The sequence below is a fragment of the Paenibacillus piscarius genome (assembly GCF_022234545.1).
Taxonomy (GTDB): domain Bacteria; phylum Bacillota; class Bacilli; order Paenibacillales; family Paenibacillaceae; genus Paenibacillus_AQ; species Paenibacillus_AQ piscarius.
Genome location: NZ_JAIEUI010000002.1, coordinates 52787 through 72091 on the forward strand (window position 1 = coordinate 52787; position 19305 = coordinate 72091).

Annotated in this window: 20 protein-coding genes and 1 riboswitch; all 20 genes read right to left on the reverse strand. The window is 55.9% G+C overall.

Annotated elements, in window-relative coordinates:
• Window positions 1–31 precede the first annotated feature (31 nt).
• Window positions 32–1525 (reverse strand): glycerol kinase GlpK, encoded by a 1494-nt coding sequence (glpK, locus tag K1558_RS03865; protein ID WP_238650083.1) that lies wholly within the window; start codon window positions 1523–1525, stop codon window positions 32–34.
• Between the two features lie 127 nt (window positions 1526–1652).
• Window positions 1653–3089: a HAMP domain-containing sensor histidine kinase gene (locus K1558_RS03870; protein WP_238650084.1), complete on the reverse strand. Its 1437-nt coding sequence runs from the start codon at window positions 3087–3089 to the stop codon at window positions 1653–1655.
• On the reverse strand, window positions 3090–3806 hold the full coding sequence (locus K1558_RS03875; RefSeq protein ID WP_036727360.1) for a response regulator transcription factor: 717 nt from the start codon (window positions 3804–3806) through the stop codon (window positions 3090–3092).
• Window positions 3807–3881: 75 nt separating this feature from the next.
• Window positions 3882–5144: a cytochrome c biogenesis protein CcsA gene (gene ccsA / locus K1558_RS03880; RefSeq protein WP_238650085.1), complete on the reverse strand. Its 1263-nt coding sequence runs from the start codon at window positions 5142–5144 to the stop codon at window positions 3882–3884.
• On the reverse strand, window positions 5141–6829 hold the full coding sequence (resB, locus tag K1558_RS03885; RefSeq protein WP_238650086.1) for a cytochrome c biogenesis protein ResB: 1689 nt from the start codon (window positions 6827–6829) through the stop codon (window positions 5141–5143). Before resB ends, ccsA begins: the two co-directional genes overlap by 4 nt.
• On the reverse strand, window positions 6826–7350 hold the full coding sequence (gene resA, locus K1558_RS03890) for a thiol-disulfide oxidoreductase ResA (RefSeq protein WP_238650087.1): 525 nt from the start codon (window positions 7348–7350) through the stop codon (window positions 6826–6828). Before resA ends, resB begins: the two co-directional genes overlap by 4 nt.
• Window positions 7351–7461: 111 nt before the next feature.
• Entirely contained in the window at window positions 7462–8220 is a 759-nt protein-coding gene (locus tag K1558_RS03895; RefSeq protein WP_238650088.1) for a pseudouridine synthase, read from the reverse strand.
• 20 nt (window positions 8221–8240) lie between these two features.
• A complete protein-coding gene (locus tag K1558_RS03900) occupies window positions 8241–8585 on the reverse strand; it encodes a peptidoglycan recognition protein family protein (protein ID WP_238650089.1) in 345 nt (114 codons plus the stop codon).
• A gap of 463 nt (window positions 8586–9048) precedes the next feature.
• On the reverse strand, window positions 9049–9582 hold the full coding sequence (locus tag K1558_RS03905) for a spore maturation protein (protein WP_274528384.1): 534 nt from the start codon (window positions 9580–9582) through the stop codon (window positions 9049–9051).
• Between the two features lie 6 nt (window positions 9583–9588).
• Window positions 9589–10260: a nucleoside recognition domain-containing protein gene (locus K1558_RS03910; RefSeq protein ID WP_238650090.1), complete on the reverse strand. Its 672-nt coding sequence runs from the start codon at window positions 10258–10260 to the stop codon at window positions 9589–9591.
• Window positions 10261–10320: 60 nt separating this feature from the next.
• On the reverse strand, window positions 10321–11628 hold the full coding sequence (locus K1558_RS03915) for a D-alanyl-D-alanine carboxypeptidase family protein (RefSeq protein ID WP_476641280.1): 1308 nt from the start codon (window positions 11626–11628) through the stop codon (window positions 10321–10323).
• A gap of 178 nt (window positions 11629–11806) precedes the next feature.
• A complete protein-coding gene (ytfJ, locus tag K1558_RS03920) occupies window positions 11807–12292 on the reverse strand; it encodes a GerW family sporulation protein (protein ID WP_238650092.1) in 486 nt (161 codons plus the stop codon).
• Window positions 12293–12372: 80 nt separating this feature from the next.
• Window positions 12373–13071 carry a DUF2953 domain-containing protein gene (locus K1558_RS32975; protein WP_238650093.1) on the reverse strand — a complete coding sequence of 233 codons (699 nt, stop codon included), beginning with the start codon at window positions 13069–13071 and terminating at the stop codon, window positions 12373–12375.
• Window positions 13072–13228: 157 nt separating this feature from the next.
• Window positions 13229–13840 (reverse strand): SMC-Scp complex subunit ScpB, encoded by a 612-nt coding sequence (scpB, locus tag K1558_RS03930; RefSeq protein WP_238650094.1) that lies wholly within the window; start codon window positions 13838–13840, stop codon window positions 13229–13231.
• Window positions 13809–14600, reverse strand: coding sequence for a segregation and condensation protein A (locus tag K1558_RS03935; protein WP_238650095.1), 792 nt, complete (start codon window positions 14598–14600; stop codon window positions 13809–13811). The genes scpB and K1558_RS03935 overlap by 32 nt, the downstream gene beginning before the upstream one ends.
• A 133-nt stretch (window positions 14601–14733) precedes the next feature.
• The gene (gene ribH, locus K1558_RS03940) at window positions 14734–15201 is read right to left on the reverse strand and encodes a 6,7-dimethyl-8-ribityllumazine synthase (RefSeq protein ID WP_238650484.1); all 468 of its coding nucleotides are present in this window, start codon (window positions 15199–15201) and stop codon (window positions 14734–14736) included.
• Between the two features lie 48 nt (window positions 15202–15249).
• Complete coding sequence (locus K1558_RS03945; RefSeq protein ID WP_274528385.1) at window positions 15250–16506, reverse strand: bifunctional 3,4-dihydroxy-2-butanone-4-phosphate synthase/GTP cyclohydrolase II; 1257 nt, start codon at window positions 16504–16506, stop codon at window positions 15250–15252.
• A 56-nt stretch (window positions 16507–16562) separates the two neighbouring features.
• Complete coding sequence (gene ribE / locus K1558_RS03950) at window positions 16563–17231, reverse strand: riboflavin synthase (RefSeq protein WP_238650096.1); 669 nt, start codon at window positions 17229–17231, stop codon at window positions 16563–16565.
• A 32-nt stretch (window positions 17232–17263) separates the two neighbouring features.
• The gene (gene ribD / locus K1558_RS03955; protein ID WP_238650097.1) at window positions 17264–18364 is read right to left on the reverse strand and encodes a bifunctional diaminohydroxyphosphoribosylaminopyrimidine deaminase/5-amino-6-(5-phosphoribosylamino)uracil reductase RibD; all 1101 of its coding nucleotides are present in this window, start codon (window positions 18362–18364) and stop codon (window positions 17264–17266) included.
• Between the two features lie 222 nt (window positions 18365–18586).
• Window positions 18587–18760: riboswitch (FMN riboswitch) on the reverse strand.
• 97 nt (window positions 18761–18857) lie between these two features.
• Window positions 18858–19268, reverse strand: coding sequence for a large conductance mechanosensitive channel protein MscL (mscL, locus tag K1558_RS03960; RefSeq protein WP_238650098.1), 411 nt, complete (start codon window positions 19266–19268; stop codon window positions 18858–18860).
• Window positions 19269–19305 lie beyond the last annotated feature (37 nt).

Below are 19305 nucleotides of genomic sequence, written 5' to 3' on the forward strand. Positions count from 1 at the left end.
CGTACAGGGTTCATGCACGGAATGGATACGTTCATTGTCTGCCTTCATGCTTCTCCCAGCCCATGGTCCGCGACACGGCATCCTGCCAGGCATGATAGCGGCGTTCGCGTTCTTCCGGCTCCATCTGCGGCGAGAATACCTTCTCCGCCTTGTTGAAGCTCTCCAGCTGCTCCCGGGTCCAGATGCCGGAGGTTAGCCCGGCCAGCAGCGCTGCCCCCAGGGTGGTAGTCTCCGAATAGGTTGTACGCGTCACCTCACTGCCCAGGATGTCAGCCTGGAATTGCATGAGCAGATTATTGCGGACAGCGCCGCCGTCCACCCGTAGGCCGGTAAGCGGCATCCCCGCATCCTTCTCCATGGCTCCGATGACGTCCCGGGACTGGAAGGCCAGCGATTCCAGCGTAGCCCGGACCAGATGAGCGGAGGTGGTTCCCCGCGTCAGTCCGAATATGGCTCCCCGGGCATACATATCCCAGTATGGGGCACCCAGTCCAGTGAAGGCGGGCACCACGACAACCCCTTCGCTCTCCTCTACCTCTCCGGCCTTCTCTTCAGAATCTCCCGGGGCGACAATCAGCCCCAGCCCCTCCTGCAACCACTGTACCGCTGCTCCGGCTACAAACACACTGCCCTCCAGGGCATAATAGAGCTCGTCCCCCATGCCCCAGGCCACCGTGGTGAGCAGCCCGTGGCTGGACGCAACCGCTTCCGTTCCTGTGTTCATCAGAATGAAGCAGCCCGTGCCATAGGTGTTCTTGGCGCTGCCTGCCTCAAGGCACGTATGCCCGAACAATGCCGCCTGCTGATCCCCCAGTACGGAACGGATAGGGATTTCCAGACCGAACCACTGCGGATCACAGACGCCGAAGTCGCCGCCCGACATTCTTACCTCAGGCAGAATGGACGGGGGAATACGGAGCACATCCATGAGCCCCTCGTCCCACTTGCGCTCATGCAGATTGTACAGCATCGTCCGGGAAGCATTGGTGACATCCGTTGCATGCACAGCCCCCGAGGTCAGTTTCCAGATCAGCCAGGTGTCAACAGTTCCGGCCAGCAGTTCCCCCTTGGCTGCCCGTTCTCTGGCTCCAGGCACATGATCGAGAATCCAGGCCAGCTTGGTCGCAGAGAAGTAGGCGTCAATAACCAGACCGGTCTTCGCCGCAATCTCCCCGGCCATTCCCCGGGACTTCAGCTCCTCGCACAGACCGGCGGTCCGCCGGTCCTGCCAGACAATCGCCGGATAGATCGGGACACCCGTTGCCTTGTCCCAGATCAGAGCCGTCTCCCGCTGGTTCGTAATGCCGATCGCGGTAATCTTCTCCGCCGGAGTTGGGCTTGCTTCAATCGCGTCTCTGGCAGCCGCAAGCTGGCTCTCCCAGATCTGCTCCGGGTCATGCTCCACCCAGCCCGGACGGGGGAAGGACTGCCTGATCTCATATTGTCCCTGCGAGATCATGCCTGCCTGATCGTCAAACAGAATCGCCCGTGAGCTGGTCGTGCCTTGGTCCAAGGATAAAATCATAATGCCCAGCCTCCTGCAAGCCTCAGCTTGATTAGTATGTTCCACGATAAACAAGATTAATGTGGTTGTTTCAACAAAAAGCACCTCTGCTCTCAGAGGCGCTGTCATACGTGGTCTTGGTTTACTGTTATTCGACAGGAAGCCGCAGGGTAAACGTGGTGCCTTCTCCAAGCTTGCTGGAGGCGTGAATGCTGCCGTGATGCAATTCGACGATATTCTTCACAATGGCCAGGCCAAGTCCGGTTCCGCCCGGCTCACCGCTGCGCAGACGGGCTTTGTCGGCTTTGTAGAAGCGGTCGAAGATAAAGGGCAGATCGTCCGGGTTGATCCCGGCTCCCTCATCCTGGATTACAATCTCTACAAAGCTCCTGCCGTCCTGCATAATCGTATCGGCCAGGATGGAGACCCGCTTGTTCCCCGGAGTGTGGCGGAAGGCATTATCCAGCAGGTTAGTCAGCACCTGCTCCAGCTTATCACCGTCAGCCGCCTGGAGCAGCAGTTCCGGCACAGGCCGCTGCAATTCCAGCAGAATATCCCGCTCCTTCGCTCTAACGGAGAACTTACGGTATACCCGCTCCAGCAGCTCATCTACATCCACCTGCTCCTTCAGCACATCCGTATGGCCCGCTTCCATGCGCGCCAGATCCAGCAGATCCTTCACCAGACGGCCCATCCGCAGGGATTCATCATGAATGACTTGTACCAGCTCACTGCTCTCCTCCGGTGAAGTGGCCATGCCGTCCAGCAGCGCTTCACTATAGCCCTGCATCATAGAGAGCGGAGTGCGGATCTCATGCGATACATTGGCAACGAAGTCCCGCCGCATCTTCTCCAGCCGCACTTCCTCCGTTACATCCCGCAGCACGGCAACAACTCCGCGCAGCTTATCTTCAGAGTAGAGGGGAGCCATGTGTACGGACCATACCCCTTGCCGGACATGGACATTGGAACGCTGGTCCCCGCCCTCCTTAAGCGTGCTCCGGAACAGCGGCTGCAGCGGCGGCGGCACCTTCCCTGAAGCAGATTCCGGCAGATTCAGACCGCTCTCCTCTTCCTGATCCCAGGCAAGGTCGCTCCAGGCTTCCAGCAGGGACTGCCCGTGCGGGTTAGTCAGGATAATCGCACCGCTGATATCAAAGGTAATCACCGCATCGCTCATACTGCGCAGGACACTGGACAGATGCCCTTTCTCATTATTGAGATTGCGTATATTCTCTTCCAGCTCTTCCGCCATGTGATTGAATGAGGTGGCCAGCTGGCCGATCTCATCGCTGGTGACCAGCGTCAGCCTGGTGCCGTACTCTCCGCGGCGGATATTGTTCGCCGCTTCAATGACCTGCTGCATCGGCTGCGTAATCTTGGTGAACAGGAACAGCGCAAAGAATGTAGTCAGCGAGAACCCGATCATGCAGGTATACATGAACAGGCGTTTGATGGCTCCGGAATTGGTGAAGTTGCTGTCGATATAGGGTAACAGGAACAACCCCAGAGTGATGAGCACGACAGCAACGAGACAGATGATCGTGATCCACAGCTTCCCGACAAGGCTTCTCCAGAAGTTCACTTATTTGGGCACCTCAAGCTTATAGCCTACTCCCCATACCGTGGTAATCATCGCCGCCGATTCCGGGGAGACCTTATTCAGTTTCTCGCGCAGGCGCTTAACATGGGTATCCACTGTACGCAGATCGCCGAAGAATTCGTAATTCCATACATCCTTCAACAGCTCCTCGCGCGAGAACACCTTGTCCGGCGAAATAGCCAGATAATGCAGCAGCTCATATTCCTTAGGTGTCAGGCTGACCTCTTGCCCGCCTGCGCTTACGCGGTGTGCATCATGCTCAATAATGAGGAACGGGAACACGATATTGTTGCTTGAATTGCTCTCTTTGGACAGAAATGCAGTAGCTGAGGACCGGCGCATAATCGCCTTCACCCGGTAGATAACCTCACGCGGGCTGAAGGGCTTAACCACATAGTCGTCCGCGCCCATCTCGAAGCCCTGCACGCGGTTGATCTCCTCGCCCTTGGCCGTAAGCATAAGAACCGGCGTCGATTTGACCCCTCTGAGCCGGGTCAGCACCTCGATACCGTCGATGCCGGGCAGCATGACGTCCAGCAGAATGAGGCCGTAGTCATTGGCTGTTGCTTTGCGCAGAGCGATTTCTCCATCCTCCGCCTCGTCAATCTCGTAGCCTTCTTTTTCAAGATACATTTTGAGCAGGCGGCGGATACGTTCTTCGTCGTCCACCACCAGAATTCTATTCAAATGCTCAGCCATTTACACAACAACCCCTTCATCAATTACAGTAGAACGCCACCCTGATGCTTATGCCTAACCGGAGAACAGGAATGCTCAGTCGGTTCCTGCATAAGAATGAAGTCCGGCAATAACCAGGTTAACGCCGACCAGAGTGAACATTACAATCAGAAAGCCGAGTACAGCAAGCCAGGCAGACTTCTGTCCCTGCCATCCGCGGGCCAGCCGCAAATGGAGATAAGCACTGTAGAACAGCCAGGTGACGAGTGCCCAGACCTCCTTGGGGTCCCATCCCCAGAACCGGCCCCAGGCCACCTCAGCCCATATCATGGCAAAAATCAAAGCCCCCAGGGTGAAAATCGGAAAACCGATGGCGATCGCCCGGTAAGTAATCTCATCAAGGTCGCGCTCATCAATTCCGTCAAGCACCGGATGAATCGCTCTGCCCAGCGGCTTCCGCGCGATCAGCCGGAGAAGCCCATACAGAACAAGCCCGGACAGCAGTGACCAGATCACCGTATTGAACTTGCGTCCCGCATTGACCCCGTTCATCCAGGAGGGTGCTTCAAACAATGGCTTCTTCATGCCAAGAAAAGGCTGGAAGCTCTCAATTTCGCTATGGTAAGGTGCCACAATCGGCGGCATTTTATAACTCACTTTCTCTATTGTACTATCTTCCTGCCCGGGGCTGTCAATCGTTACGTTGGTACGGGTGAAAACTGATTCATAGCCTGCGCCGCGGAAGGCAAATACAGATCCGAGAAACCCAATTATAACAATGATTGAGAACAGAGTAAATTCGACAAGCCTCTGCTGTTTGCGGTCACTGCGCTCTTTGCTGGTGAAATTCACGGTTCGCAGCAGATACATCAGACCCGCGGCAAAACCGACAGCGAAGAAAGATTCCCCGAGCGCCGCCAGCGTGACATGGATGTTCAGATATATCGATTTCAGTGAAGGGATCAGCGGCTGCACTTCCTGGGGAAATACAGCGGCATACGCCATTACAATGATTGCGATCGGAACCGCGAATACACCGAGAATGATCTTGCGGTAGATCGCGAAGATGACGGTGAAAGCAGTCATGACCATCATAGATAGGAAGGTCATGAATTCATACATATTGCTGACCGGGATATGTCCTGCCCCCATCCAGCGGGTAACGAAGTATGCTATATGGCATAAGAGCCCTAGCGAGGAGACGATAAATGCAATTTTGCCCCACCGTGCGGTATGCTCCTCCGGCTTCCGGCCGGACCATTTGCGGCCCATGATGGCAATCGTGAACAACATAAATGCACCGCTGTATAAGAAGAATGCTGCAATAAAGACATCACTGCTGAAATCGAGCAAGTTCATGCCAGGCCTCCTCCGTTGTCCAATGATTGTTCATCGACTGTCATGTCTATTCTCTCCAGAATCGAGACCAGCTCCCGGCGGAAGCCGAACCAGTTCTTATTCGTGTGGCCTCCGAGCACCAGTTCCCCGCTGTCAACCGCCAGCCAGATACGTCTGTGCTGCCAGTAGAAGCCAAGAACAAGCCCCAGCATGACGATCCCTGCTCCGATCCAGACAAACGGCATCGCCCGGTCCACACGCACATTCAGATAAGTGGTGGATTCCGCGAAATCCACATCTGTCATACTGCCGACCTCAAGCTCCAGGAAGCGCTCCCCGCCGCCCAGTTTGTCGTTAATGGCCGCCTGCTGGAACTTCTCCTTATCCACCTGCTTCGGAAAATAGAAATACTGCTGCCCTCCGGCAGGCAGGTCCGGTCCGCTGATCAGAAAGAGAAACGCCGGAGCATTCGGATAGGGTGATTTGGATACCGGACGGCCTTCCTCGTTGAGTCCAAAGTCCATATACTTCTCCTTCAGCTCCAGCGTGTACGGTCCTGCCTTGAAGCTGCGCTGCGTGCCTTTCATTTCCAGTTTGAACTTGCCGTAGCTCTCACCGGTTGAAGCGTTCACAAGATCAGGCTGCACAGAACGCAGTACAGGCGTCAGGTCATAATCAAACTGATACGCTTTCAATCCCTTGTAGTTAAGCGGGGAGTTCACCCGAATGTCATGCCGGGCGACTTCACGGAGCTGCGGTTCCTTGGTGGGATCGCTGCAGCCGGATGTACATTCATAGAGAACCGCCTTCGTCTCGAAGAGCTTGGGAAGTACCTTTTTGCCCCGGAATTCCTCAGGCATCTCTTCCTCACTGTAGAATTCTACGGTGAACTTCTCGTTCTTAAGGTACAGCGTGGTGTCCGGTATCTTCACCGCCTCACCCTGCGGAAAAGCGAGATGCTGATCCATATTCAGGCCGGGCAATCCTCTCGCCAGCACAGCGAGCAAAAAAATAATCAGACCGATATGTATGACATAAGGTCCCCAGCGGCTGAAACGGTGCTTCTCGGCCAGCAGAGCGCCGCCGTCCGTCTTGATGCGGTATCCTTTCTTGCGGAGAGGCTCTGCGATCCTTGCCACCCATTCCTCGGGTTCCTCTTCGACCGGCCGGATCAGCGTAAGCTTCTGGCGGGTCAGAAACTGGCGGTGCTTGCGGACCTTCTGCCGGGTTAACGCCTTGTACAGCGGCAGCACACGGTCCAGGCTGCAGATGACCAGAGAGGCTCCGATCATAACAAGCAGCGTCACGAACCACCAGGATTCATAGGTATGCGAAAGGCCGAGTTTATAATATATATTCCCGGCTGTTCCATACGTCTGTGGATAATAGGTTGAAGCGTCAATGTTCAGAAAAGTGCTCTCCTGCGGAAAAATCGTCCCCAGCATCGCGCCGAGCAGTGTCAGCACAATCAGGTAAATAGCTACCTTGACTGAGGAAAAAAAGTTCCAGATCTTGTCGATAATCCCGGGACTCACCCGCTGTGAACGGCGGGCCACCCCGTCGTAGCGCATCTCAAGATTGGCGGTAGAATTCCATTCCTTCTCGTCCAGCGGCTTGCCGCAGGCCTCACAGAGAACGGTCCCCACCGGGTTCTGGTGACCGCATTCGCATTTGGTGTTGCTGATCAGCGGCGTAGACTCCTTCATCGTCCCACCAGCTTCCCGATTTGCTCATCCAGTGAGCTCAGATCCAGCTGGCCGATATGAATGGTATCCACCTTGCCCTTGGAATTAATGAAGAAGGTGGTCGGGAGCGGAGAGACTCCGTAGGTGCGGACAGCATCCCGCCCCTTATCCATGACGACCGGAAAGTCAATGTCTACCTGCTTCACGAAATTCTCCACGACCATCTGGTCCTCGCCCACGTTCACGCCGACGACTACCACGCCTTGGTCCTTCCATTTCTCCCACTGCGCCTGCAGTGCAGGCATTTCCTTCACGCAGGGTGCGCACCAGGAGCCCCAGAAATTAAGCACCACGGATTTGCCCTTGTATTCCTCCAGCGTATGCGTCACGCCGTCCAGCCCCAGCAGTTCGAAATTAGGCGCTTTTCCGCCTTCCTCAGGCTTGCCGTTCCCTCCGAACACGGAGGAGCTGATGGCGTAGCCCCCAAGCAGAAGAATTAGAAATAAGATCACGATTTGGATTGGCTTTCTGGCTTTGCCCACACGCCCTGCCCCCTTCTGTGACGCAACTCATTACTTTAGTTGTTAGGTGTGAACATCCTATGAACATTATAACGAATTTTGTCACAGTTTTAGGAGAGGAAATTGTGAACATTATGTGTCTTTGCGGGTCGGATTCTCTCTAAGCGCTCCGGCCTTGGCCATCTGCTGCAGATGATTGATCTCATCCTTGGTCAGATGCCGGTAGGAGCCGCGTTTGAGATTCTGCAACAGAATATCACCGAACGAAATCCGCTTCAGCCGGACGACCGGATGCGAGATTGCCTCGAACATCCGCCGGACCTGGCGGTTGCGCCCTTCATGGATCGTAATGCTGATGACCGCTTCCTTATTCGCTTCGTCGATATCCTTGTATTCCACCTCGGCCGGTGCGGTCATGCCGTCCTCCAGCTTGATGCCGGCCTTCAGCTTGTCCAGCGCTGTACCGTGCGGTATTCCCTTGACCGTGGCCAGATACGTCTTCGGCACATGATGCTTCGGATGGGTGAGCAGATTGGCGAACTCCCCGTCATTGGTCAGCAGCAGCAGCCCTTCTGTATCGTAGTCCAGCCGGCCAACAGGGTATACACGCTCTGTGATGCCCTTCAGGTAATCAGTAACGACCTTGCGGCCCTTATCATCGGATGCGCTGGTAATTACACCCTTAGGCTTGTTGAACATAATGTAGATTTTATTCTCGCCCCGGATCAGTCTGCCCGAGACCTTGATGATATCTGTTGCCGGGTCTGCCTTGGTGCCAAGCGTAGTCACGAGTTCTCCGTTGACTTCCACTTTACCGGCCAGAATCAATTCTTCACATTTGCGTCTGGACGCCACCCCTGCCTGCGCCAGAACTTTCTGTAATCTTTCCATTGTCGATGACTCACCTCAGGTTAATGATAACCATCAGCGGCATAAATCACAAGGTCATTCCACGGAAAAAATGCACCGGGGCAAGTAGCGCTATGCGGCTCTACTACTAATGGAGAAATGTGGTAGCGATCTGCCAGCTCCAGAATCAGCTTCCCGGCCGCGAACAGCTGGCTCTGGCGCTCCGCGAGCGGCGGGACCTGGTCTGCCTCGCCGTAATTGCCTTCAAAACAAATATGAATATGCTCAGGATCGGTCAGCAGCGGCGCTGCGTAGACACTGCCGCCCAGCCCGACCCAGAAGTCAAAGCCTTTGCCGTTAATGGACGGACAGCGCGAATGATGCAGTATGAAGCCTTTGTAATCCATCCTTGGTCAGCTCCCTCTGTGTTGGTGAAATAGCATATGAAGGGAGGGGGCGGCGGGTGAGGACCGGTTTTTAAAATAAATGCTTTGACTTACACGTTGACTTAATCGTAACTCCGGGGAATGCTTGGACTTCCGGCCGCTGTTAAAGTTGGATTTCCTTGATTTGGCTGCCATGAGGCAGTAGAAATCCAACTTTAAAGGCGGACGCTCCCGCTCCTCCAGTTCCAAGCTTCCCCTCCGTTACTCCGTCAACGCACGGCAAAACAGTCCTCACCTCCGCGAAGGGGGTGAGGACTGTGGGCAAGCGGCTGCGCAGCAGCGCTTGGAATTAAAACAACGTTCCGGAAAGCTTACGTTGGGCGAGATTTAGGGCATTACTACACCTTATTTTACTCAAAAGACGACTTTAGCCGAAATCAAGTGCATTTGTACCTCTCATTCACTCACCTAGCCGACTCTCCCCTTACCCAAACACCAGCAGACATATTACAATAGCGGCTATGAAGCCGACGAGGTCGGAGAACAGGCCGACCTTAAGGGCGTAGCGGCCGTTACGGATGCCGACTGCACCGAAATAGACAGTCAGCACATACAAGGTGGTATCCGTGCTGCCCTGTATAGTAGATGCAATCATACCGATCAGCGAGTCGGGTCCGTGGACACGTATAAGATCAGTAGTATAGGCCAGTGATCCGGTGCCCGTCAGCGGACGCAGGAGTCCAAGCGGGAACACCTCGGGCGGAATGCCGAGGCCCTGCAGCAGCGGGCTGATCAGGCCCATCACGAAGTCGAGCGCGCCGGAAGCGCGGAAGACACTGATCGCCACCAGCATCCCGACCAGATGCGGAATGATGGCAATGGCTGTGCCGAAGCCGTCTTTGGCGCCTTCCACGAAAGACTCATAGACTGGAACCTTACGCGAGAAAGCATACAATGGGATAAAGGTGACCATCACCGGGATCGCCCAGGCCGAAATAAGACTGATCAGTTCTAACAAGGACGGTCACCCTTTCACAGAAGATGGCGGGAGTGCCGCGCTCCCTGGTGCTGAACCTGGGCCGGAGCCAACAACCGGCGGCGGCCCCGGCGGCCGGCGCAGCAGGGCGAGGCGGCGGCACAGCCTGTCCGCACCAATGGCGGCCAGCGTGGCAACAGCCGTTGCGGCGAGCGTCGTGCCGACAATCGCCGCCGGGTCCGCCGAGCCGTAATTCAGCCGGATTGCGATCAGGGTGGCCGGAATCAGCGTGATGCTGGCCGTGTTAAGCGCAAGGAGTGTGCACATCGCGGGCGTCGCCGTGTCTTTATCGGGATTCAGGGTCTGCAGCTCCTGCATCGCCTTGATCCCCATCGGCGTAGCGGCATTGCCGAGCCCCAGCAGGTTGGCACTCATATTCGAGAGGATGTACCCGATCGCCGGGTGCCCCTTGGGCACATCCGGGAACAGAAAGGAGACGACCGGACCCAGTACCCTGGCAATCTTCTTCAGCAGGTCAGCCTCCTCCGCAATGCGCATAATTCCCAGCCAGAAGACCAGCACGCTAATCAGTCCGAAGCTTACCGTGACCCCGCTCTTCGCCCCGTCGAACACGGCGGCGGTGAATTCGTTCATCCGTCCGTTGACCGCCGCGAAGCCGAACCCGATCAGAATCATCCCCAGCCAGATTCCGTTTAACATCGCTACCCCTCCCCCACAAGTATTGTGTATACCCGCACATGTATCCGTGTCCCCGTCCGGCTAACCCTGGTCTGTAACGCCCTTGAACAACGCCCGCAGCGCGCTGCCGAAGGCCTGCAGCCAGTTCCCTGCCGGGTAAGCGGCGGCACTTGCGCTCCGGTAATTACGCTCATACAGCGACGTCTCCGGCGGCAGTTGTCCAGGCGTATACACGGGAACCCGGCCAATCTCCTGCCCGCCGAGCTGCAGAATGATCACACCCCTAAGTCCAAAGCTGAGGTCGCCCGCAGCGGCGCGCGCCTCTGCCCTGCCCGCACCCGAACTATCCATACCCACCCTTGCACTGTCACCTGTCCCAGCTTCTGCACTGGCACCTTCACTCCCGCCGGAGCTTACACCAGCCCCTGCGCTACCCTGCCCTTCACTCAGCACGAGCTTGTTAACCAGCCTCGCCTCTTCCCCCTCCCCCAGCGGGTAGGCAAAAGCCTTGCCGGTCACCAGACTGTAGCCCTTCACTGCTTCCCCCCGCTCCACCAGCGTCTTCAGCGGATAATGGCTGAAGCCGAAGTCGAGCAGCGCAGCGTGGTCATTCCAGTCATTGCCATCGTTCAGTGTAACGGCTACGAGCTGCTGGCCGTTCCTTGTAGCGGAGCTGACCAGGCAGCGCAGCGCTTTTTTGGTATAACCGGTCTTCACTCCGTCGGCCCCTTCGTAGAGGCGCAGCATCTTGTTCTTGTTGCTCCATTTGTAATCCCATTTCTCATACGGATTGTCCGCCGTCTTCTCTTTGGTGGCTACGATCTCCTTGAACACCGGGTTATGCATCGCGTATGCAGTCAATACGGCGAGATCATTCGCGCTGGAATAGTGGCCTTCTGCGTCTAACCCGTGCGGATTAGCGAAATGCGTATTTTTCAAATTCAGCTCCTGCGCCTTGGCATTCATCAGATAGACGAAGCCCTGCTCCGAGCCGCCGACATGCTCCGCAATGGCAGTGGCCGCATCATTGCCGGACCGCAGCATCAGCCCGTACAGCATATCCTTCAGCGTCATTTCTTCCCCCAGCTTGAGGTAGAGGGAGGAGCCTTCCTTCGCATAAGCATTCTTGCCAACCTTCACCTTGGAAGTAATGTCACCGTTCTCTATCGCCACAATCGCAGTCATTATCTTGGTCAGGCTGGCAATCAGCATCGGTTCATCCCCGCGGCTGCTGTACAGGAGTCTGCCGGAGGTCACATCGATCAGTGCAGCCGCCCGGGCATGGGTGGACACGGAACGGTTCTCAGCCTGAAGGACCGACACCGGGACCAGCGCAAGCAGCAGACACAGGGTCAGGGACAGCAATGATTTTCGTGATAATGTCTTCATGTTCATCCTCCGGCTTCTTATCCGCTCCCGCGGGAACGGTTCTTCAGTCTTGCCTGGTTGTACAAGTGTATGCGCCGGGTGAAGCAGGTATGTCCAATCCGGCCCGTTCCCGCAAAAAGAGGTATCACCTCAAAGGCGATACCCCGCTGCTCTTATTCTTCCATTCCGCAAACCAAGGTTAATGTGCTGACGGGTGATTGTGCGGTTCCGTTTTGACTACGGTTTTGGTAACCTCGACAGGAGTCTCATCCCCCACGTGGACACCATTCGTCTGGAACATGCTCTGGATTTTATCAATCAGATTAGGTGTGGCGTCAATGATCTTCTCGAACAGATGGGTCTGATTATCAAGCGGCACAATATGTACCCCTTCCCTGCCAACGACCAGGAATGCGATCGGACGAATGGATACACCCCCCCCGCTGCCGCCTCCGAAGGGAAGCATTTTGACGCCGGAGCCGCTGCCGTTCACGCCCGGAGCATCGTCTTCCACCCTGAAGTCACTGCCCCCTGCCGCGAAGCCGAACGCCACCTTGCTAATCGGCAGAATGACGCTGCCATCCGGCGTTTCCACAGGATCTCCAACAATAGTATTGACATCAACCATGCCTTTGATATTTTCCATCGCGGTCTGCATGAGACCTTGAATCGGATGCTCTGACATTGTTATTCTCCTCCTCGTGTGTGTATAAATGTACCTGCAGTATCTAGCTTGCCCACTATGGAAGGGAGTATGTAGATTATTTAGGCGCTTTCCCGTCTAAGCAACTTCTTCCACCGGCCCAGACCGCCTTCGATCTTCGAGGCCCGGCGCAGCAGGAGCAGCCCGGAATATAAGACATAACCAGCTGATATCTTCCCCTTACACACCGCCTCCGTTGCAAAAGACAGCTCGTCCCGGAACACCGGGGCCACAAATAATCTCGGAGCTTTCAGCAGCCTCACCCACTGGGAGACAAAGCCGATCATCGTCCACTTCATGCCCCATAACGCCCCAGCCGCCGTGGCAGTAGCCGCCGCATCACCGAGAGAGAAATCGGTAGACCAGTCGAGCATGGTAATCTGGACATGGGACAAGGTATCTCTGAACCACTTATTGAACCCCTTGGTAGCCTGTAGGGCTGTACGCACGTTCTTCAGCCAATCCGTCACCGCCTCCTTGTCCACCTGCGCCTCCGAGTCTGTGTCCCGCTTCACCGGCGCAATGCCGCTTTCTTCGATGTGGACCTTAATTCCCCGTTCCAGATTCTCGAACACCAGGGCCGGCACCTCATAATGAAATTTCACCAGTCCAAATACAGCTTGGATATCGAATTCAATCCGGTCGTCCTTCCCCTTCCTGCATGCCCGAAAATGAAAATGGATCGAAGAGGCCAGAACCAGCATGAACACCAGCAGAATGAGCAGCAGCAGGATTAATGGTATTGCCAGCCATAACGTCACACGCTTAACCTCCAAGCAGCTTGTAGAATGCGGAAATATTGAGCCTATGGATTAGTATGGCAATTCTGGCAGAATAACATTCCGTGATGCGAAAAAGAAAAACCGCCGCCCCGGCAAGACCTGGAGGTCTTACCGGGACAGCGGCAGTGCGCTGCGGTTATTCAGTTTCCGGCTCAGGGACCTCGTCGAAGGTCATCTGGCTGTCCAGCTTGCTGAACAGCAGTTGGGTCTCCTCCTCCAGGTCTTCGGAGGTATCGAAGCTCGACGGCTCCGGAAGCTCCTTCAGGCTGGCCAGTCCGAAGCTGTCCAGGAAGGACTTCGTCGTCCCGTACAGAATCGGACGGCCTACAGCCTCAGCCCGGCCGACCTCCTGGATCAGATCCTTGTTGCCGAGGGTATGAATTGCCCGCTCGGATTTGACCCCGCGGATCTCTTCAATCTCTACCCTGGTAATCGGCTGCCGGTAAGCCACAATCGCCAGCGTCTCCAGCGCTGCCTGGGACAGGGACGATCTGGAGGGCGAATAGGCCAGCCGCTCGAAATACTGGGCATGCTCCGGCAAGGTTGCCAGCCGGTAATTCCCGGCAATCTGCACCACCTGCAGGCCGCGGCCCTGAGAGACATAATCCGCTCTCAGGTCATCCAGTGCGCGGGTGGCCAGGTCCGGCCGCTGCTCGGTAATCTCGGCAATCTGCCGGACAGACAGTCCTTCATCACCGGAGAGAAACAGCAGCCCTTCAATAATCGATTTCAGCGTGTTGTAGTCCACTTATATCTTCTCCCCCTCTCCACTCCATTACAATATCATCGAATAATTTCTCCTGGTAACAGAAGATCGCACGCATCTTCATCAGCTCCAGAATCGCCAGGAAGGTCGTCACAATCTCATGCCGGTCCATCTCCTCATGCAGCAGGGCAGAGAAGCGCAGCCTGCCGCCTATGCCTGTACGCTGGAGGGCCTCAGACACATCACGGATGCGGTCCTTGACCGAGATCTCGTCCCGGGTAATCCGCTGGTAGGAGGTCCGCCGGGCTGCCTTGCTAAGCGCCTTGCGGAACGCAGCAATCAGATCGGCGGTATGCAGCCCCTTCGGGATCAGATCGGCCTGCGCAGGCACGAAGGGCCCCAGATCCTCAGGCTCCTTCGTAAAAATCAGGCTGCGCTCACTCTCCATATCCAGCAGCTGCACCGCGATGCTCTTGAATTTACGGTATTCAATCAGGCGCTGCACCAGCTCCGCGCGCGGGTCGTAGCCGTCATCCTCATAATAATCGAAGTCCTCGATTTCAATGACCGGCGGCTTCGGCAGCAGCATCTTGCTTTTGATTGACAGGAGGGTAGCCGCCATCACCAGAAATTCACTGGTAATCTCCAGCTCCAGCTCCTTCATGCCCTGCAGGAATTCCATATACTGCTCGGTGATCTCGCTGACCGGAATGTCCTGGATGTCGATTTCCGCCTTGTCTATCAGATGCAAGAGCAGATCGAGCGGACCTTCGAACGTCTCCAGCTTGTACAATACAGTCACGCGGTTTCCTCCAGCCCAAAAAAAGTAAAGTGCAGCGCCGCAAGGACGCTACACAAGTAGAAAGATCTATGTTCATGCTTTCTTCTCATACATATAAATAAGCACGATTTAGGCTGATTCGTCAAGAGGCGTATTATTTGAACAGCTTGTTGAGATTAGCCATTTCGATAGCCGCTGCCGCAGCATCCCAGCCCTTATTCCCGGCTTTGGTCCCGGAGCGCTCAATGGCCTGTTCAATATTCTCAGTGGTCACCACACCGAAGATAGTGGGAACGCCCGTCTTCAGATTAATGGCCGCCACACCCTTGGCGACTTCATTGCACACATAATCATAGTGGGTAGTAGATCCGCGGATAACGGTGCCTAACGTGACTACAGCATCGTATTTGCCGCTTTCAGCCATTTTTTGGGCAATCAGCGGGATTTCGAATACACCGGGTACCCAGGCAACATCCACTTCGTCATCAGCCACGCCATGGCGCTTGAAGGCATCCAAGGCTCCCGAGAGCAGCTTGCTGGTAATAAATTCATTGAAACGTCCAACAACGACACCATATTTCAGTCCCTCGGATACTAAATGTCCTTCATAATAGTTCGGCATTGTGTTCATCAACCCTTCTGGTATAAGATAATGTCCCTTTGGCAAAAATCAGTTTTTGCTCGCTTCCTCATTCTGTTCGATATCATCAAATTTCAGCAGATGTCCCAGCTTCGCCTGCTTCGTATGCAGATACCCGGTGTTGTCCTTGTTCTCCGGCATCTGAATCGGCACCCGCTCTACCACCTCAAGGCCGTAGCCTTCCAGCCCTTTGATCTTGCGCGGATTGTTGGTCAGCAGCCTGATCTTACGCAGCCCCAGATCCTTCAGAATCTGCGCCCCGATGCCGTAATCACGCAGGTCGGCTGCGAAGCCCAGCTTCAGGTTGGCATCCACTGTGTCCAGCCCCTCTTCCTGCAGCTTGTAGGCCCGCAGCTTGTTGATCAGGCCAATGCCCCGGCCTTCCTGCCGCATATAGAGCAGCACGCCGCGCCCGGCCTCCTCAATCTGGCGCAGCGCCGCTTCGAACTGCGGTCCGCAGTCGCAGCGGTGTGAATGGAACACATCACCGGTCAGGCACTCGGAGTGTACACGCACCAGGACCGGCTCGTCACCGGAGAGATCACCTTTGACCAGCGCTACATGCTCCTTATCATCCACCTCGTTCGTATACGCGATAGTCTGAAACACACCGAAGTCGGTTGGCAGATTCACCGCGACCTCACGGTTCACCAGCTGCTCCTTCTCATTGCGGTAATGAATGAGGTCCTTGATGCTGATCAGCTTGAGATCATGCTTCCTGGAAATCTCAATCAGGTCAGGCAGGCGTGCCATCGTGCCGTCCACCTTCACCACCTCGCAGATTACGCCTGCAGGATAAGCGCCGCACATCCGGGCCAGATCAACGGCCGCCTCGGTGTGGCCCGAGCGCCGCAGCACGCCGCCCTTCTTGGCAATCAGCGGGAACATATGCCCCGGCCGGCGGAAGTCGCCCGGCTTCGCCGCCGGGTCGAGCAGCGCCTTGATCGTCATGGAGCGCTCTGCGGCGGATATACCGGTCGTGGTGTCCTTGTGGTCTACCGATACTGTAAACGCTGTGCCGTGATTATCCGTATTCTGGGCAACCATCGGCGCAAGCTCCAGCTCCTCTGCACGCTCAGGAGTAATCGGCACGCAGACCAGGCCGCGTCCTTCGGTAATCATGAAGTTGATCACTTCCGGTGTCGCCCGCTCCGCCAGAGCCACGAAGTCTCCTTCATTCTCACGGTCTTCATCATCGACTACGATAATGACCTTCCCGCGCATCAGATCGTAGATGGCCTCCTCAATGGGGTCGAGGATGCTCTCTTTCGGTTCTTGCTCACTCATTGTACTGTCCTCCTAATGGCTGTCCGCCCTGAGGCGATGATCAGCCTAATCTATAGTTATACGAAACCGTTGGCCGCCAGGAAGTCATGGCTGATCTTTGAGCTGCCCGCCGCCTCTTCGTTACCCGAACGTGAACCATAATGAAGCAGGTGATCCACATATTTGCCCAGCACATCACATTCCAGATTGACGCGGTCGCCGGGACGCTTATGGTTCAGCACGGTCTCTCCAAGCGTATGCGGGATGATCGATACCGTGAAGGTAGCAGCTTCCGCTGTAACCACGGTGAGGCTGATCCCGTCAATGGTAATCGAGCCCTTGGGAATAATGAACTTGAACAAATCCCTGCGCTCCGGCGCAATCTCGAACACCACCGCATTCTGATTGCGCTTGACACTGCGGATCTCTCCGGTTCCGTCCACATGTCCCTGAACAATATGGCCCCCGAAGCGGCCGCCTGCAGCCATGGCACGCTCCAGGTTGATCCGGCTGCCGCTCTTCAGCTCCTTGAGCGTGCTGTTGCGGTACGTCTCGGGCATGACATCCACAGTGAAATGGCGGTCTCCGAGCGAGGTGGCCGTCAGGCAGACGCCATTGACGGCCACGCTGTCGCCGATCTTCAGATCATCCATAATGAGCGAGGCGCCGATGCTCAGCACCATCATCTCTCCGCCGCCGCTCACACTCCGGAGCACGCCTACCTCTTCAATCAAGCCGGTGAACATGCCATCCCTCCTTTATTGTTCCAGCCTACTTTTTAACGTACAGGGGTGCCGCTGACACAGATATTATCTCCGAGCACCTCTACTTCCAATCCTTCAAGCAGCACAGCATCGCGCATCAGCTCTACGCCCTGGAAGTCGAAGGTTCCGGCAGCAGCCGCACCGCCGCCCACAATCTTGGGGGCGAAGAACAGTATGGCCCGGTCCACCAGCCCTTGCTCCAGCATCGCCCCGTTCAGCGTGCCGCCGCCTTCCAGCAGGATTGAGCCAATCTCCATCGCCCCCAGCGCAGCCATCGCCGCCTGCAGATCCACGCGGGGACCAGGGCCAGCGTCGACCACCTGAACCCCGGCTGCAGCCAGCGCTGCGCGGCGGTCCGGATCGGCTGCTTCCGTCGTAACAACCACTGTAGGCGCCAATCCGTCCGTGACTACTGCACTGTCCAGCGGAAGCCGCAGCGAAGAATCAATGATGATCCGCAGCGGATTCAGTCCGGGCACATTCAGCCTTGTGGTCAGCGAAGGGTTGTCGGCAATAACCGTATTCACCCCGACCATGATTCCCTGATGGCGGTGGCGCAGCGTATGTACAAGCTCACGCGCCTCCACATTCGAGATCCATTTGCTGTCCCCGGTCCGGGTGGCGATCTTGCCGTCCAGTGTGCTGGCGCTCTTCAGGGTGACAAACGGCTGCTTCGTTAGGATGTATTTGATAAATTTCTCATTGAGCCGCAGCGCACGGCCCCGCAGCAGCCCCACTTCGACATCGATCCCCCGTTCGCGCAGCATCTCGATCCCCCGGCCGGCGACCTGCGGGTTAGGATCTTCACAGGCCACCACCACCCTGGCCACGCCTTCATCAATCAGGCGCTGGCTGCAGGGAGGTGTGATGCCGTAGTGGCTGCAGGGCTCCAATGTGACATAAGCCGTACTGCCCTGCGCCTTGCCGGCTGCCATATTCAGCGCATGAACCTCCGCATGACCGGTACCGCGCTGCAGATGGGTTCCAATGCCGATCATCACCCCATCCTTCACCACTACGCAGCCGACCACAGGATTAATTCCCGTCTGGCCCTGTGCCCGCTCCGCCATATCCAGCGCAAGGGACATGTAAAACTCGTCATTCATCTTATCCATGTCTTGCCTCCTGTTCCCCGGCTGTATTCTTAAGGTGAACCATCTAAACAGAAAAACCCGCCTCAATCTCCAGGCGGAGTTCAAGACGGGATATATGAGAGGTAACGGCAGACCTGTATAAGGGTGCGTTAATAACCACCAGACCTTACGGATTGTGAAACTTCGCACAAATTATCCGAAAAACCTGCAGTCCGGCCGCACCGCCAAAAGGCAGCTCGTCAATCTCCCCTTCTTCCATCCAGACTATACTGTCGGTCCCGGAATTGCACCGGGTCCACCGTCCGTGTGAAGCCCATACGGAACGGGTAGCGGACTGAGCAGCAGACCCGGCTATCGTAAGCCAGATCCCGCAGCATCACCGCCGGTAGGGAATTGCACCCTGCCCTGAAGGATTGATCTATTCAGTTCGTTACAAGGTTACGCCTACAACAAAATTATCACTTCGCTGCATGAAATGCAAGTGTGTTTCAGAAATTTACTATATTTATGTAACTTAATTCCCTTCCATACCTGACTCACGCTGCTTGTCCGCTCTCAGCAGATCGCGGATCTCGGTCAGCAGGACGACCTCCGGTGCCGGGGCAGGTGTCTCAACCACCTCTACCTTAACCGTTTCCTTACGTCTGAACCGGCTGCTCAGCTTCACCACCAGGAAGATGGAGAAGGAGATAATGAAGAAGTCTACTACCGTCTGCAGGAACATTCCATATTTCACTGCAGCATCACCAGTACCGAAGCTAAGGCCTTGCAGGTCGATCCCTCCACTGATCAAGCCAATAAGCGGCATAATAATGTCACTTACCAGAGAGGTGACAATCTTCCCGAACGCGGCCCCAATCACCACCGCCACCGCCAGGTCCAGCACATTGCCTTTCATCGCAAACTCTTTGAATTCTTTCCACATTGCTATCTTCCTCCGATACGATACAAATCGAACTTGT